At 35.4% G+C, this 16,504-nt stretch carries 12 protein-coding genes; 3 read left to right on the top strand and 9 right to left on the bottom strand.

Features of this window, described 5'->3' with window-relative positions; translation table 11 throughout:
* Positions 1–41 precede the first annotated feature (41 nt).
* The 3 genes from ACZ0AH_RS04655 to ACZ0AH_RS04645 are packed head-to-tail and all read left to right on the top strand — an operon-like array spanning position 42 to position 1,622.
* Positions 42–617, top strand: coding sequence for a Crp/Fnr family transcriptional regulator (locus ACZ0AH_RS04655; protein WP_463474684.1), 576 nt, complete (start codon positions 42–44; stop codon positions 615–617).
* A 50-nt stretch (positions 618–667) separates the two neighbouring features.
* Complete coding sequence (locus ACZ0AH_RS04650) at positions 668–1,069, top strand: tautomerase family protein (RefSeq protein ID WP_463474683.1); 402 nt, start codon at positions 668–670, stop codon at positions 1,067–1,069.
* A 4-nt stretch (positions 1,070–1,073) separates the two neighbouring features.
* A complete protein-coding gene (locus ACZ0AH_RS04645; RefSeq protein ID WP_463474682.1) occupies positions 1,074–1,622 on the top strand; it encodes a Cif family virulence factor in 549 nt (182 codons plus the stop codon).
* Between the two features lie 69 nt (positions 1,623–1,691).
* On the opposite strand, the gene ACZ0AH_RS04640 is transcribed toward ACZ0AH_RS04645, so the two are convergent.
* The 9 genes from ACZ0AH_RS04640 to ACZ0AH_RS04600 form a co-directional block, all read right to left on the bottom strand.
* Positions 1,692–2,471, bottom strand: coding sequence for a TIGR03915 family putative DNA repair protein (locus tag ACZ0AH_RS04640; protein WP_463474681.1), 780 nt, complete (start codon positions 2,469–2,471; stop codon positions 1,692–1,694).
* A 6-nt stretch (positions 2,472–2,477) separates the two neighbouring features.
* Positions 2,478–3,737: a putative DNA modification/repair radical SAM protein gene (locus ACZ0AH_RS04635; protein WP_463474680.1), complete on the bottom strand. Its 1,260-nt coding sequence runs from the start codon at positions 3,735–3,737 to the stop codon at positions 2,478–2,480.
* 141 nt (positions 3,738–3,878) lie between these two features.
* Positions 3,879–5,090 (bottom strand): hypothetical protein, encoded by a 1,212-nt coding sequence (locus tag ACZ0AH_RS04630; RefSeq protein WP_463474679.1) that lies wholly within the window; start codon positions 5,088–5,090, stop codon positions 3,879–3,881.
* 41 nt (positions 5,091–5,131) lie between these two features.
* Positions 5,132–6,400 carry a hypothetical protein gene (locus ACZ0AH_RS04625; RefSeq protein WP_463474678.1) on the bottom strand — a complete coding sequence of 423 codons (1,269 nt, stop codon included), beginning with the start codon at positions 6,398–6,400 and terminating at the stop codon, positions 5,132–5,134.
* Complete coding sequence (locus ACZ0AH_RS04620) at positions 6,397–6,813, bottom strand: hypothetical protein (protein ID WP_463474677.1); 417 nt, start codon at positions 6,811–6,813, stop codon at positions 6,397–6,399. The genes ACZ0AH_RS04625 and ACZ0AH_RS04620 overlap by 4 nt, the downstream gene beginning before the upstream one ends.
* 448 nt (positions 6,814–7,261) lie before the next feature.
* Positions 7,262–8,587 carry a xylose isomerase gene (gene xylA, locus ACZ0AH_RS04615; protein WP_463474676.1) on the bottom strand — a complete coding sequence of 442 codons (1,326 nt, stop codon included), beginning with the start codon at positions 8,585–8,587 and terminating at the stop codon, positions 7,262–7,264.
* A gap of 214 nt (positions 8,588–8,801) precedes the next feature.
* The gene (locus tag ACZ0AH_RS04610; RefSeq protein WP_463474675.1) at positions 8,802–10,850 is read right to left on the bottom strand and encodes a transketolase family protein; all 2,049 of its coding nucleotides are present in this window, start codon (positions 10,848–10,850) and stop codon (positions 8,802–8,804) included.
* Positions 10,851–11,130: 280 nt separating this feature from the next.
* The gene (locus tag ACZ0AH_RS04605; protein WP_463474674.1) at positions 11,131–13,050 is read right to left on the bottom strand and encodes a RagB/SusD family nutrient uptake outer membrane protein; all 1,920 of its coding nucleotides are present in this window, start codon (positions 13,048–13,050) and stop codon (positions 11,131–11,133) included.
* A gap of 12 nt (positions 13,051–13,062) precedes the next feature.
* Positions 13,063–16,152, bottom strand: a complete 3,090-nt coding sequence (locus ACZ0AH_RS04600; RefSeq protein WP_463474673.1) for a SusC/RagA family TonB-linked outer membrane protein — start codon at positions 16,150–16,152, stop codon at positions 13,063–13,065.
* Positions 16,153–16,504: the final 352 nt, after the last annotated feature.

Raw genomic sequence — 16,504 nt, 5'->3', positions numbered from 1 at the left:
CCAAGCCTTACGGATATTAAATCTATTTTATTTTAAAAATAATGGAATCATTAAGAGTTATTTTCACGGAAGTGTTAGGATTAAGCGATCATCATTTTGAAGTTTTTTACAAAGAATTGCACATCAAAAACCTAAAGAAAAAAGAGTATTTGATTCAGGAAGGTGCTGTTTGTGATTTTATAGCAATCATAATTTCAGGAACAATGCGATCTTATATTCAAAATAATGATGGTGAGTTTAATAATGATTTTTATCTCGAAAATAGCTTCGCAAGTGCCTACACCAGTTTTTTAACTCAAATGCCTACGAATTGCAATATAGAAGCCTTAACCGATGTGCAGGTTTATTATATTACGCATAAACAATTTCATGCTCTAATAGAAAAAGACACTGATTTTCTAAAACTGGCCAAATACATTTCCGATTCTTATTTTATTCGGAAATGTAAAAGAGAAACCTCTTTCCTTAAAAATTCCGCAGCCGAAAGATTAGAAATGATTCGAAAACTTTATCCGGGCATCGAACAAAAAGTTCCTCAGTATCATATTGCTTCTTATCTGGGCATTAAACCGGAATCCCTCAGCCGAATAAAACTCTTAACATACATCAATAAATAATAGTATTGATATACTGAGCTTTGTACTTCATTAATTTAAATATTTGAAGTATGCCTATAATCAATTTAAAAATAAGCGGTGAAGAAAATCCCGCTTTAGCAAAAGAATTAGCACTTACAATCAGTGGCCTGACCAAAGAGGTTCTAAACAAAAAACCGGAAGTTACGGTTGTAACCGTTTCCTTTACTCCAAATGATTTTTGGTTTATAAATTCAGAATCCCTGACTGAATTAAAGACCAATAGTTTTCATCTTACCATTAAAATTTCTGATTCTACCAATCTAAAAGAAGATAAAGCCAAATATATCGAAGCTGTTCATCAGGCATTGACATCACGTCTTGGCACTATTCATCCGGTAAGTTATACGGCTATTGAAGAAATGAAAGCAGATGCTTACGGATATGACGGACTAACGATTGAGTACAAATGGATTAATAATCGTAAAAAATAGAAAAATGAAATCTATAAAACTACTAACCTTCATGCTTTTGATTACGATTCAGCATTTATATCCACAGCAAAAAACTACTGATAAAGTTGCAATAAACGAGATTATAAAACTATATAGCGAAAGCGTTATTAAAAAAGATTCTGTCACTTTTTATAATTTATTTAATGATGGAACCGTAACGTGGTGCGCCGCTCTTAAAGATAAATCTCAAAGTAAAGAAGTAGAAAAGAGAGGCAAAGAAAAAGCCGGGTCCAATTATTTTTCAGGAAGTTACAAAGGTTTTTTAAGAGGTTTATTTGGTTATGAATCTACCGAAGATAAATTTGATAACGTTCATATTATCGAAGACGGAACCGTTGCAGCTGTAACAATGGATTATAGTTTTTGGGCCAATAACAAAATGACAAATTGGGGCGGCAAGTATTTAACTTTAATTAAAAGAGATGGAAAATGGAAAATTACCAGCGTCATTTATTCCTTAGAACTTACCTCCTATTTTGAGCAGCCTTCTCTTGCAAAAAGGCAAAAAGATAAAAAGCTGCAATTGCTTTAAAGTATAATTTAGAAAAAATAAAAACCCTTAAATAAATCAATGTTTAAGGGTTTTATAGTATGTTTCAAATTATGATCTTTTCATATCCGGAATCTTTTCTATCAAATTTTTCCAATATCGTTTTGGCATGTGCTGAAGATGAAGTTTTGTATTTTTTCTGGATTCAATATTGACGCTTTTAAAATATTGACGCCATAGGTTCTGAAAAAATTCTTCTCCTTCATCGCATATTTCAGCCAGAAATTTTGAAGAAGATGCTTGTGCATCAAATTGCAATTCAACTGTAGAAACATTTTCGAGATCGTAATAAATGCCGTATTTGCGTTTAGCATCATAAATTAACCAGCGTTGATCTGCGTAACGGCTTTTAAAATGGCTTTCTATCACAGGCAGCACATCACAATCGGGTTCAACAATGGCATAATATAATTCGTCTTTGGTGAGTTTAAACCTGACAAAGGCTTCCATACGATGGGCTTCTTTCATGACAAGTCTGTCTGCTTTTCTGATATTCCATACGATAGGATTTCCAAAATCTTCTTCGATATTTTCAGCACTTGAAAGCGCATATTTTGCAAAATAAAACATGATTTCCTCCGCTTTATCTACTTCTGATAAAAAAGTATAATAAATGCTTTTCAGACCGTTTTTTGAAAGCCGTTTTCTTAAACCATCTAAAACCCGATTTGCTTTTGTAATTTCTGTTACAACAAAATGTTTATCTGAAAAAAGCAATCCACCGGAAGCTTCATCTTTAGCAAAAACAATATCATTTAGTTTATAATCATAAATTTCAAAAACCGCCGTAAGCCAGCCTTCATAGGTTCCGTCGTAAATTATTTGTGTCATTTGGCATTAAAATAATGAAAGTTGACTCGAAAAATCGTTCTTGTATTTACTGGATTGAAAATTCAAAATATGAGCTTTGATCTGAATCGCCGTTAAGTCTTTTTGAATTTGAAATGGTGTTGCAAAAGCCAGGAAATATTTGGCACGCGTATACGCAATTCCCATTTTTTGTAAATCCTCAGGAATAAGTCTTTTAAATTTTCTGGCCGCGACAATTTTCTGGGCACTTAAATAACCAATTCCGGGAATACGTTTGATCAGTTCCAGATCAGCAGTATTGATATCTACGGGAAACTGATTCAGATTTCGTAACGCCCAACCTAGTTTTGGATCAATATCGAGATCGAGATTGGGCTGATTGAAACCTACAATTTCATTTACATTAAAACCATAATACCGAATCAGCCAATCAGCCTGATATAACCTGTTTTCGCGTATTACAGGAACTGGCGTTCCTATAGCCGGCAATCGATTGTCATAACTTATGGGTACATATCCGGAATAATAAACACGTTTCATGTTCATTTGCTGATAGAAATAATCTGCCATGCCCAGAATTTCGAGATCACTTTCTTTTGTAGCGCCAATTACCATCTGGGTACTTTGTCCTGCCGGAGCAAAAAGTGGTGCTTTGTAGTTTTGTTTTCTTTCTTCTTTATGACCGGCAATCTCCTCTTTAAGATATTCCATGGGTTTAATCACATCAATGTGATTCTTGTCCGGGGCTAGTAATTTGAGGCTTTGTTCTGTTGGCATTTCAACATTTACGCTTAAACGATCTGCGTAAATTCCGGCTTGCTGCAGCAATTCGTCACTTGCTCCGGGAATAGCTTTTAGGTGAATATAGCCATTAAAATTGTGTTCTAACCTCAATTTCTTGGCAATCCTGACCAAACGTTCCATCGTATAATCCGGATTATCAAAAATACCGGAACTCAAAAATAATCCTTCAATATAATTTCTTCGGTAGAAACCAATTGTAAGATCAACAACTTCCTGCACTGTAAAAGCGGCACGTTTAACATCGTTGCTTTTTCTGCTTACGCAATACGCACAGTCAAAAATACAATGATTGGTGAGTAAAATTTTCAGCAACGCCACACAACGTCCGTCTTCGGTATAAGAATGACAAATTCCCATTCCTTTAGAATTTCCTAATCCTTTATCTTTATTCTTTCTGTTGCTTTGACTCGATGAACACGAGACATCATATTTGGCTGCATCCGCCAAAATGCCCAACTTCTCCATCACTCTTTCGTTCACCATTTTAGATCTTTTTTATTGTTTTGAAAATGAAATATCATTCATTCAAAACTAACAAATTTAAGATGGAGGATAATGGAATTGGCTGTTCTAAATTGTATCAAATTTTAGTAAATCTAATACTGAGATTTCCAAAAGTTCAGGTTATATCATTTGCAATTGAACCATTTTCATGTAAATAGGATCCAAACAGCTTTTGCCATTGGTGGTTTCACTCCAATACATACCGTGCACTTTTAAATTATTTAAAAGCATATAATTTAAAAGCCCGAAATTAGTAGCAATTATCACTTCATAATTAATGTTGGCTGGCAGAATTCCCGTTTTGGTAATCCCATAATCCGCAGGTCCTGCATTAGAATCATTTCTAAAATTACTCGCCAAAGTATCGGTAATAGAATATACATTAATCCACTTTATTTTTGATTCAATTTCAGTACCGCGATCATCATAATAATTAGGATAATAACTGCTTATAAAATCAAAAGGAGTTCCAATGGTAATCAAACCCTTTGTTCGTTTTAATGTATTGCCTGTGAGTTCTCTTTTATAAGGATATAAATAATCCAATGCGATCAGGGATCCAAAACTATAGGCATGAACATGTATTTCCGCATCCTTGTTATTATTAACAATATATTCATAGAGAAGATCTAAACTTCCCAAGATAATTCCTTTTTGTTCAGCGTATTGAAGATATAAATGTGCACTTACAAATTCAGTCGCCAATCCTGCAATGATCAAATTAGCTTTTGGTATGATTAACATGATTAAAGCTATTATGGGAACAAATATCTCTGAAGTTTCGACTATACCTTTTTTCGTAATTCCCAAATAATGCAAAGGCCCATATATCCAGGAAACATTTTTTATTGCCGTTATTAAACCATCATTTAAAAATAAGGCCAAAGTAGCCGGAACCATTAGTAAAATAGACAGGGCAATCACTAAAAAAATGAAAAAGATATATAACGTTTGAATGGTAAATTTATATTCTTTGGTACGCGCAATACTTCTCCATATCAGAATAGGGAATTTAGTAATCACGATAGTAAACAACAGGTAATTTTTATAGATCAGGTTTTTGTTGGTGTAACTTTTCGTTAAGGCTTCATTGTATTGAAATTCATAAAATTTATAAATAATATCCTCAGCTGCTGTATTTTTATCTTTTTTTAGAATACAAATGATATTACTTTTTTGCCCTGCAGCGTATTCAATCTTTTCCAGTTTTGTACTATAATCAAAGTCATCGTCATTTTTATTCATTTCATTGGCTAATCTCGTTGCATAATCAATCCCGTTTTCATCAGCGAGAGACTGCCCTAATCCATTTATATAAATTCCTACTTTCATACAATACTTTTATAAATTATATTATTTTTTTCAGATAATTATTATTCACTTTCCGTTTTTAATTTAGAATCTCCAAATCCGTAGTTGATTCCGAATAAGGTAAAAAGTCTGTTTACTTCTCCGAAATTCTTACCATAAGTTCCGGTAAAATATAGGTTATCATTAATTTTATATTCCATCAAACCTACACTTCTATCACTATTGAGGCTGCTATTATCTGAATATTCTCTTTTTAAATATTCATACGATATAGAGAAATCTTTTATGGTATATTGAATTCTTCCGCCATAATCAAAAGCATTCGTTCTATTAAAAACATCTGTTGTATTGACTTCTAAAATATTATCGCTGATGTAGCGAACAGATCCTATTATTGAAAAACTTCCGTTTAATAAATTATCATCAACTTTAAGATTATTGATATTGTAAGCTCCGTTAAGCCAAAATCCGCTTCTGTTAAAACGCCTGTTATCCGATTGATTATTTGATAAAGCTTCTGAATACGCAAAAGCACCATCCAATTGAAAAACCGGAAGTTCTGCAAAGACTTTGTAATAGCTTTGAATGTCTTTATCATCATCTAAAGCTTTTTCTAATTCATTGGGCTGAGCCTGGCTTATGGCAACAATTTTTAAACCTATCACAGTTTGTTTAGCAATCTGTTCGTTATATTTTTTTTGTATATCTTTCTTTTCATCACCCGTAACATCTTCCAAATTATCATTTAATTGTTCTGATAGCGCGATACTATTGGCCAATTCATTATTTAGCGAATCCAACTCAGCTTTATGGGTTCTTAGCTCTCTAACTTTCTTAGAATATTTAGACAATGCTTTGTAGATTTTATCAGATTGCGCTTTTGTTCTAATGGTAACGAGATTAGTTCTAACCCCAAAAGCAATATAATTGGTATTTTTAAGCAAACTTCCTGATGTAGAATCACTAAAAGTTGAAGCTAGTGAAAGACTCATTTTTCTAAAAATTCCGCTAAAAGCATTCGAATTATTATCTTTTCTAATGTTAAGATATTTGTGAACACTACTTACAGAATCTGATTTAAACGTCCAAAAAGGCGAAAATTCCAAAGCAAAGTTTTTTGGAATCGCAGTGCCATTACTTGTTAAACTCATTAAAGTTGCTGCAAAAGCTTTTGGATTTGTTGGTCGTTCTATAGACGAAGGGGCAACGTCAAGAATTTGAAAACCCGGAGAATTAGGCGTTTTTAAATCCTTTAATTTCACTGTTTCTTGTGCCTGCACACTTGAAATAAGTATCAGACTAAGTACTAGTATTCGAATTATCTTTTTCATGATTTAACTCGTTTTAGGAAAATATATTTTTTGGTAATAATAATTCTGCCGGAATCACTTTTGTATTTAATATCTTCTGTTTCAAGTTTAAAGCTTTTGTCTTCTTTTCCCCCTTTCAAAATATATTCGACACTTAAGTTTTTAAAAGTATCTTCCCAAAAATCTTTTTCGATAAGTTTTAAATCCATATCTGCTTCTATTACCAATAAACCATTTGCCAGCTCATTTGCAATTCCAAGAGGAGATTCACTTATAAAATGCTCACCATTTTTTGATTCTCCTTTAAGATATTTTTTGTCATTTAAGTATAAATCTACATCTGCTGTAACCAAAGCACCATCGGCAGTTATTATATTTACTGCTATATTTATCTGATTGCTATTCTCTTCAATTTGATATTTTACTACATTCATAATTTATAATCTTAAATTTACCTACTCTTTAAAGGATTTTCGGTTACTCCTTATTAGAAATAAAAGATTCTGAAAACATTTATAATATCATTTGTAAAAACAAATCTGAAGATTATCAGTAAATATTCACTTACCAACTATCTGATTATCCGAAATAAAAATAAACAAAAATCCTATATAGAATTGTTTTTTGAAGATAATTGTTAATCCCTTTCTGATAAATTATTTTTGAGTCAGCACTATCAATGCATTAGAGAAGAAACAATTAAGGCAAAACAGTACCAGCAATTAAAGAAGCATGATTTTAAATTTCAAAATTGAATCGAAGCCCAATTCGTTCTGCCTGAAAAATTTAATAATTGCAGCATAATTCACAAAAAAACCTCCAAAATCAAAATGACTTTAGAGGTTGAATTTTATAATAATTTAAATTTATCTGAATATTTACTTAGATATATCTATTGATAATATTTTCGAAAAGTTCTTGTTTTCCGCTTTGTAATTCCAGTTCGCCATTTTCTCGGGCAATGGCATATAAATCTTTAAAATTTAGCTTGCCTTCTTCAAATTCTTTTCCTTTTCCGGAATCGAAAGAGCTGTAACGCTGTTTTCTTAAAGTTTCATAAGATGACGATGATATAATTTTATCTGCCGTTAATAAGGCTCTTGCAAAAACATCAGCCCCGCCAATATGTGCGAGAAAAATATCTTCCATATCTGTTGAATTTCTTCTGATTTTGGCATCAAAATTTATTCCGCCGCTCTGAAGTCCTCCTGCTTTAAGAAAAACCAACATCGCCTCTGTAACATCCTGAATATTATTTGGAAACTGACTTGTATCCCAGCCATTTTGATGATCTCCCCTATTGGCGTCAATACTGCCAAGCATGCCGGCATTTGCCGCAACTTCAAGTTCATGCTGAAAAGTATGCTGTGCTAATGTGGCGTGATTTGCTTCTATATTCAATTTAAAATCTTTCTCTAAACCATATTTACACAAAAAACCAATAGTCGTAGCACAATCAAAATCATATTGATGTTTAGAGGGTTCCATAGGTTTTGGCTCAATTAAAAGATTTCCTTTAAAACCCTGCGACCTTGCATAATCTCTTGCCTGGATAAAAAACTGTCCTAAATGATCCAGTTCGCGTTTCATATCCGTGTTAAGCAAAGTCATATATCCTTCGCGCGCTCCCCAAAAAACATAACTTTCGCCATCAAGGGCAATTGTTACATCCATAGCCAGTTTTACTTGCGCTGCAGCTCTGGCAACCACCTTAAAATCCGGATTTGTTGCCGCGCCGTTCATATAACGGGAATTCGAAAAACAATTTGCCGCTCCCCAAAGAACCTTAATTCCTGACGCTGCCATTTTTTCTTTTAGATATTCTGTCATTGTAGCCAATCGCAATTCTGATTGTCCAAAAGTTTGCCCTTCCTGAACCAAATCATGGTCATGAAAACAAAAATAATCGAATCCCATTTTGCCAATAAATTCAAAAGCAGCATCGGCCCTGTTTTTTGCCGCCTGAATAGGTTCTCTGAGTTCGTTCCAGGTTAAATTATGAGTTCCGTGTCCGTGTAAATCAGCACCATTTCCGCCAAAGCTATACCAATATGAAACTGCAAACTTAAAATGTTCACGCATTGTCTTGCCGGCGACAATTTGATTTGGATTATAATATCTAAATGCTAAAGGATTATCTGAATCTTTTCCTTCAAAATTAATCTGACCAATTCCTTTGTAATATTCTTTATCTCCTAAAATTATCATTTATTTATTTTATTTTTCGTCATTTTTGCCCATAAATATGGCGGCAAAGATATAGTATAAACGACCATATCAAAGGAAAAATCCGTTTCAAATTTTTATTTTAAAAACGGATTTTGTTAAATTATTATGTAAGTTAAATAATATAAATAACGTAAGCAAGTATTATTTTAAATCTGTCGAATTATTGTATTTATTGAAATTCAAAACATTATTATTATATACTGTAATTATTTTCTTTTAAATATTTCAAAATTTCTTCGGAAGCATTTTTGCTTGTAAATCCGAATTTCTCATCCAAAACAGAAGCCGGAGCTGAATACCCAAAATGATCCAAACCAAAAACTTTTCCGCTGCTGCCAACCAAATTTTCCAGATTAACCGGAAGTCCCGCTGTAAGTCCGAAAACCAATCCGTCTTTTGGAATAACACTTTCCTGATAGTCTTTTGATTGTGACCTGAATAAACCTTCTGAGATTATAGAAGCTACGTTTATCTTGATGTCGATGCTATTTTCTAATGCTGTTGCGGCTTCGATAAGTGTGGCAACTTCTGATCCGTTTGCGATTAAAGTGATATCCGGATTTTGAATTGATTTTACCAAATAGCCTCCTTTTTTAGCCTGAGATGCTTCTTCAAATCTTGAATTTCCGCTTGACGGAAGATCCTTGATTTCCTGTCTGGAAAGAATAAGTCCGGTTGGTGTTTTCTTATTTTCTAATGCCATTTGCCAGGCAACGGAAGTTTCAACTGCATCTGCCGGACGAAGTGCCAACAAACTATGATCTCCCGAATGGTTTTTGATTTTCTCCAATAACCTGATCTGTGCTTCCTGCTCGATGGGTTGGTGCGTTGGTCCGTCTTCGCCTACGCGGAAGGAATCGTGTGTCCAGACATATTTTACCGCAAGTTCCTGAATAGCAGCCAGACGAATTGCCGGCTTCATATAATCTGAAAACACGAAAAATGTTGCCACAACGGGAATAACCCCGCCGTGAAGTGCAATTCCGTTGGCGATTGCCGCCATGGTAAGTTCCGCAACTCCGGCTTGCAGAAATCCTCCGCTGAAATTATTCTTCTGCAAAACCGATGATTTTTTAAGGAAACCATCTGTTTTATCACTGTTCGATAAATCGGCAGAAGACACAATCATGTTCTCTACATTCTCAGCCAGATATCCTAAAACTGCTGCCGAAGCATCTCTGGTCGCTGCGTTTGCTTTTTGGGTTATACTGCTGAAATCCAGCTTTGGCAATTCATTATTGAAAAACTGTTTTATCTTTTGAGCCAGTTCAGGATTTTGATTTTCCCAAGCCTGAAATTTTGCTTTTTTATCTGTTGCTTCTTTTGTCTTTTTGGCTAAAATTTTTCGATATTCTGCTTCGACTTCTTCATAAATCGCAAATGAGTCTTCTGGATTTGCGCCCAGATTTAGCAAGGTTTTTTCGAAGTCTGCTTTTGTAGCTCCAATAGGTTTTCCGTGCAATTCGCATTGTCCTTCGTACATCGTTCCATCGGCGGTAACGCAGCCTTTTCCCATTATGGTTCTTCCGATAATAAGTGTTGGCCTTTCAAGTTCCGCGTGCGCTGCATTTAAGGCCGAGCGAATATGCGTGTGGTTATGTCCGTCGATCGTGATGACTTTCCAGCCCCAGGATTCGTATTTCATCGCCGTATTTTCGGTTGTAACCTCATCGGTCATCGACGAAAGCTGAACATCATTTGAATCATAAAACATAATAAAATTGTTGAGTCCCAAATGTCCTGCAATACGTCCGGCACCTTGTGAGATTTCTTCCTGAACGCCTCCATCGGTTATAAACCCGTATATTTTATGATCGAATAAATTATTGAATCGTGCTGATAAAAATTTGGCTGCAATTGCCGCTCCAACTCCCATTGCGTGTCCCTGACCAAGCGGTCCGGATGTGTTTTCGACTCCTCTTTTGACATCAATTTCCGGATGTCCGGGCGTTACGGATCCCCATTGTCTGAAATTCTGAAGATCTGTTTTTTCGTAATTCCCAAGCAGATAATACTGCGCGTACATCAAGGCCGAAAGATGTCCGGCATCCATAAAAAACCGATCCCTGAAAATCCAGTGCATATCGGTTGGATCGTATTTTAAATATTCGGAATATAAAATGTGCATGAAATCGGCACCTCCCATTGAGCCTCCGGGATGTCCTGAATTGGCTTTCTCGACCATCGAAATGGCTAAAGCACGGATATTATCTGCTGCTTGTTGGTCTATTTTGTTGTTCATTTTTTGGTTGTATGATTAATTGGTTTGCGTCCATTTTAGTTTCAATGCAAACATTCTATTTTGATACTTGTGATTTTTTATTCCGAAGAAATAATTTAGTTCTCAGATTATTATTCTTTATTTCAACAAAAAGCCGAAAGAAATTAACTCTCGGCTTTCGTCTAAAAACAAACCTAATTAGCTATAAATCAAACTGTAAAATAACACTTATAACTATCTTAAACTTTACGTTTAACCAACTTGTTTTTATTCTTTATCATAGAAAAAATGCTATTTTTTATTAATATCCGGGATTCTGATATGCTGCTTTTTCTGAACTTGTCATAATCATTGCATCAAACTGAACTTGTGGAATTGGACGTAAATAATGATAGGGTTTTATGTCTCTTGTTACAGTTGCTGGTGTGTGATCTCCGTATGCAGTTCCGCAAATTTGGTATGAACCTGAAAGTTCTGTCCATTTTTGAGTACGAATTAAATCGAACCAACGATATCCTTCACCAAAATATTCACGTGAACGTTCTGCCAAAATATAATTAATATCAATAGTTGCAGGCGTTGCAGCAACCATTGCAGCGCTATTATCTACTGTTTTAGCAACATTTCCGTTGTTGTCAAATCTCCATTTTCCGGCACGGGCGCGTAAAACGTTTACTAATTCTCTGGCACTTTTTCCGCCTTGAGGAGCAGCACCCATTACAGCCGCTTCTGCAGCTATTAAATAGAGTTCTGATAATTTGGCAATATTGTAAGGACGTGTACTTGCGGCATTTGGCTGACCTAATCCTCCGGCACCATCTGTACGGTAAACTCCCAGTTTCCATAGACCTGGAAACAAAATTCTACTGATACCGCTTGGAGCGATAACAAAATCTGATCTTCCTGCCAAAACTCCTGCTCCAACCGCTCCATTTGATGCGCTGTAAGCAATCGATGGATCTTCATTATTCAGGAATGAAAGTACTGCACCTCCCGGGGCAATAGGTAAACCATTCGCATTATTAAGTGTTGGGCTGGTATTACCCGCTTTGTTCCAGTTACCACGATATACTGTTGTAAAGGTACCATCGTAACGAGAATCATTGGTTTTGTCTGCAAATGTATTTGCGATTGCGCCAATTGTTGGACACATACGAACGTAAGGACGTCCTAAGTGCTGTTCAGCTTCACGTTGTACTGAGCTTACGCCTGAACTTCTTATGTTGGTATAATTTGGCGTCATCATCCAAACGGCAAAATTTTCGGGTGCAGCACCATTTGAATAGGTAAGACTGCTGGCATTAAAAAATTCGCTTTTTTCAGTATGATCTGCGTATAATAGGATTTCATTGTTGCGGTCATTACTTCCTACGTTTACGTCATAATAAGTTGCCTGTAACGCAAATGCGCCGTGAGAATCGATTGCTGTTGCTGCTACATCATAAGCTTTCTGGAAATACCATGCTGCATCATGTCCGTCAGGATCAACGCGAGGAGTTTCAGGATAAGTTGGAATGTTGTTTGGATTTTTTAACCACCACGCATATGTTAAATAAGCTTTTGCCAAAAATAGTCTGGCAGCTGTTTTGGTTACGCCTCCTTTTACTCTTCCCACATCCGGCAATTCATTTGATGCTAGGACTAAATCAGGAAAAATAGCTTTTGTATAAACTTCCGGTACGGTATTTCTAACTGAAAATCTTGACGGACTTGTATTAAATTTAAGTTCTCCTGCTCCCAAATCTAACGGAACTCCGCCGAAAGTCTGCACTAACTGGAAATAATCAAATGCACGAAAAAATCTGGCTTCAGAAATCATGGCGTTTGATATGGTTCCAATCGCCTGAGCATTTTCGATAATACCACTTGCAGTATTGATATTAATAAATGCAGGCTGCCACAATGCATCGGTACGGCTTGAAGAAGGCGTAATTGATCCTACTCCTGAAAGATCCATATCTTTAAAATTGGCATCTGCACTTTGTGCGTATGTTGCTTCATCGGTTCCGGTTTCGGTCGTATTGTAGTAGTAACCCTGTCCGTAGATATAGCGCAAGTGAGCATACATTGACGTTAATCCTCCAACAACCCCTTTTTCGGTTTTAAAATATTCGGGAGTAAAAATGCTGCGAGGCTCTTCTTCTAAAACATTAGAACATGCTCCCAGGAACAGCGTTATTATCGCTGTTACCATAAAAGTTTTTATTTGTATCGGTTTCATCGTTATCTTTTTTTAAAATGTTAAATTAAGCCCTAGCAAGAAGGTACGCGTTGAAGGCGTGTTTGTTCCTAATGTCAGCAAACGTCTTTTGTAAAAATCGGTTGTTGCTGCATTTTCGTTACCATACGAGTTGGTTTCCGGATCCATACCTGTTTCTTTGTGGTAAGGTGAATAGATTACGAATGGGTTTTGCACGGTGCAGTAAAGACGAAATCTATCAACACCAAGGTCTTTAATAAATTTTTCGGTAATATTATAACCAAGGGTAATCGTACGAATTTTAACATATGAAGCATCAAAATATCCTAAAGTAGAGCCGTATTTTGGATTATCATTGCTTGTAATTCCGCCTGGTCTTGGATATTTTGCATCTGTGTTTTCAGGTGTCCAGTAATCTACTTCTACATTTCCTCTACGTCCGCTCAACATATTAAGATAACCTGATGAGCTATAAAGCGTACTGATAAGAACTCCGCCACTTTGAAAAGCTCCAACTACACTAAGATCTAAATTTTTATACGATACACGAGAATTGAAACCTCCTTGAAAATCAGGATTCACATCTATTATTTGTCTGTCTGCTGGTCCAATTTGTCTTGTTGGTGTTCCATCTGCATTAAAATCTCCGGTATATTTTACTTTAATCATACCTACATTTCCTCCTGGCTCATATTTGGTAAGATTTGCATCTCCTTCCTGCCAAAGTCCAATTTTCTCATAATCAAAGATCACATCAATCGGATGTCCTACAAACCACCAGTTGTTTTCGTCTCTGTCTTGTCCTGAAGATAGTGCTACAAGTTTGTTTTTGTTCGAATAATAGTTAACGCCAACATCCCACGACCAACCATTTGGATTATCGAATATTGATCCGTTAAGCGTAAATTCATACCCTTTATTTTGAGTTTGTCCAATATTTGCGGTGTAGCTTCCCACACCTGCTGTTGGAGGCAAACCTACACTTAGCAGAATATCTTTTGTATCTGTAACATAATATTCAGCCGTACCTGTTATACGATTTTTAAGGAAAGCAAAATCTACTCCGTAATTCACTGTGGTAGAATATTCCCAACCCAAACCTGGATTAGGTAACGTAGACACATAATATCCGGTTGTATTGGTTTCTCCAAAATTGTACGGTCTTGAATTTAAACTTCCAAGTGTAGAATAAGGAGCAACTGCCTGGTTAGAAGTTTCTCCGTAACCAGCGCGTAGTTTTAACTGATCCAGCCAACTAACATTTTGCATAAAGGATTCATTTTTAACATTCCATCCAACTGATACAGCAGGATACGTATGCCATTGATGTCCTTTTGCAAGTCTTGAAGAAGCATCTGATCGAACGGTAGCCGTAACCATGTATTTATTGTCATATGAATACATTGCACGCGCCATATAAGAAATTAATCCGCTTTTTTGATAATCCTGATTGTCCGGGTTAATCGAAATTTCTCCCGCCGCTCTTCCTAAGTTATAAAATTGGAAAGCATCTGAAGGAATATCCTTTGCAGAAACTTGTGATTTGTTGTATGTAGTTTGTTCCGAAGAATACATAGCAACCGCATTAACCTGATGTTTTCCAAAAGTACGATCGTAAGTAAGCAAGTTTTGAATCGTCCAGTTGGTATTAAGTGTATTCGTAATAGAAGCTGTCGAAACTGTAGTTGGATTGATACTAAATACGCCTTCTCCTGTATACTGACCTCCACTTGTAGAACGGAAATTACCGCCTAAATCGATATGATATTTCAAGCCTTCGATACCCGGTATTTTTAACTCCGCATATAAAGTGTTATAAGAACTGTATGATTTTGTCTGATCGATCCATTTGTCACCTAAATTATTTACGGTTTCTCTTGTATATACCCAGTTTTCATCTAATGGCATTTTAACGGTTCTTTTTAAAGAGCCATCCGGATTATACGGATTTGAAATAGGTGTTGTACTTAAAGTATTGTACAGACTTAAATTGCTTCCATTTGAAACCGAATAATTATTATTTGTAGTAAAACCAAATTTAAAATTTTTACCTATTGCCTGATCTACAGCGCCTCGTAATGATAAACGGCTGTAATCCTGTCCAGGTACTACTGCTTCTTCTTTGTAATAACTTGCACCAAAATTATAGTTGCCGTTTTCAGATCCGCTTGAAACACCTAAATCATGATTTGTTACGATACCAGATCCAAAAATCAAGTCTTGCCAATCAGTATTTATATTATCAGCTTCGTCAGTTCCATTTGAATAAAGCGGAGTGGTAGAACCGGGAAGAGTAGCTGCTTTACGCAAAGCAACAAATTCTTGCCCGTTCATCATTGGAAATTTTGCAAAAATATTTTTTAAACCACTATAAGTGTTATAAGTAAACTTCGCCTTTTGACCTTTTTGTCCCTTATTCGTTGATATCAAAATAACCCCATTTGCACCTCGTGAACCATAAATAGCAGTTGCTGAAGCATCTTTTAAAATGTCGATACTTTTAATATTGTCCGGACTGATATCGCCAATTGATCCTGCAAAAGGAATTCCGTCTAATACGACCAATGGATTATTGTCTGCCGTTAGAGAACGTGTTCCTCTAATGCGAATTTGCATTTCGGCACCTGGCTTTGATGAGGTTTGTGTCATCTGAACCCCTGCCAAACGTCCTTGCAAAGCCTGCGTAATATTAGCCGACGGTACTTCGCGAACTACATCTCCTTTTATTGAAGAAACAGAACCTGTTACAGCTTCTTTTCGCTGCGTACCGTAACCTATTACCACTACTTCCTGAAGTGCATTTGAATTTTCTTCAAGAACTGCGTTTATTTTATTTCTGCCGTTAACAGCAATTTCCTTGGTTTGTAAACCCAGAAAGCTAAATACAAGTACTCCATTTGCCGGAACACTAATAGAATAATTTCCGTCGAAACCAGTTGCAACGCCGGTTTTTGTGCCTTTAACCATAACATTTGCCCCTGGAATAGGTCCGCTTGCATCAGAAACAGTTCCAGTAACCGTCGTTTGAGCGTTGGCGCCTAAGGAAAACAAAAACATCAGAGTCAAAAACCCAAGACATTTTAAGAGCTTTGATTTGCTTTTAATAATAAAAAAGTTAGTCATAAAAATGATTTTAGTTAGTTAATAGTTTGGTTTAGTTAGTTCAAAAAAAGTGGTAAGAACGTATCGATTTAATAGTTCCTGATCTATTAAAAAGTAATTTGAAAAACAAATGTAAATAAATTAAAACAATACGCAATCGGTTGTGTTAATTATTTTTAACAATTACAAAAAAATAGTCGTTTAAAAATATGTTATACGTATTTTTAATGTTAATTTTTTAAATATTAATTAAAATATCAAACAGTAAGGATCAATAAATTATAGATTTTGAAGCGTTTGGTTTAAAATCTTAAAAAAAATATAAAAAGATAGAATATGAATATTTTTTGGAATTGAAATTTGAATGAAATGA

The organism is Flavobacterium sp. AC105 (assembly GCF_979258495.1).
The sequence above is the reverse complement of the archived record's forward strand: the minus strand, read 5'-3'. Positions and strand labels throughout refer to the sequence as shown.

What these genes read in the sequence shown, in the direction of transcription:
- ACZ0AH_RS04655 (WP_463474684.1), top strand. Translation starts at nt 42, where the DNA reads ATGGAATCATTAAGAGTTATTTTCACGGAAGTGTTAGGATTAAGCGAT.
- ACZ0AH_RS04650 (WP_463474683.1), top strand. Translation starts at nt 668, where the DNA reads ATGCCTATAATCAATTTAAAAATAAGCGGTGAAGAAAATCCCGCTTTA.
- ACZ0AH_RS04645 (WP_463474682.1), top strand. Translation starts at nt 1,074, where the DNA reads ATGAAATCTATAAAACTACTAACCTTCATGCTTTTGATTACGATTCAG.
- ACZ0AH_RS04640 (WP_463474681.1), bottom strand. Translation starts at nt 2,471, where the DNA reads ATGACACAAATAATTTACGACGGAACCTATGAAGGCTGGCTTACGGCG.
- ACZ0AH_RS04635 (WP_463474680.1), bottom strand. Translation starts at nt 3,737, where the DNA reads ATGGTGAACGAAAGAGTGATGGAGAAGTTGGGCATTTTGGCGGATGCA.
- ACZ0AH_RS04630 (WP_463474679.1), bottom strand. Translation starts at nt 5,090, where the DNA reads ATGAAAGTAGGAATTTATATAAATGGATTAGGGCAGTCTCTCGCTGAT.
- ACZ0AH_RS04625 (WP_463474678.1), bottom strand. Translation starts at nt 6,400, where the DNA reads ATGAAAAAGATAATTCGAATACTAGTACTTAGTCTGATACTTATTTCA.
- ACZ0AH_RS04620 (WP_463474677.1), bottom strand. Translation starts at nt 6,813, where the DNA reads ATGAATGTAGTAAAATATCAAATTGAAGAGAATAGCAATCAGATAAAT.
- xylA (WP_463474676.1), bottom strand. Translation starts at nt 8,587, where the DNA reads ATGATAATTTTAGGAGATAAAGAATATTACAAAGGAATTGGTCAGATT.
- ACZ0AH_RS04610 (WP_463474675.1), bottom strand. Translation starts at nt 10,850, where the DNA reads ATGAACAACAAAATAGACCAACAAGCAGCAGATAATATCCGTGCTTTA.
- ACZ0AH_RS04605 (WP_463474674.1), bottom strand. Translation starts at nt 13,050, where the DNA reads ATGAAACCGATACAAATAAAAACTTTTATGGTAACAGCGATAATAACG.
- ACZ0AH_RS04600 (WP_463474673.1), bottom strand. Translation starts at nt 16,152, where the DNA reads ATGACTAACTTTTTTATTATTAAAAGCAAATCAAAGCTCTTAAAATGT.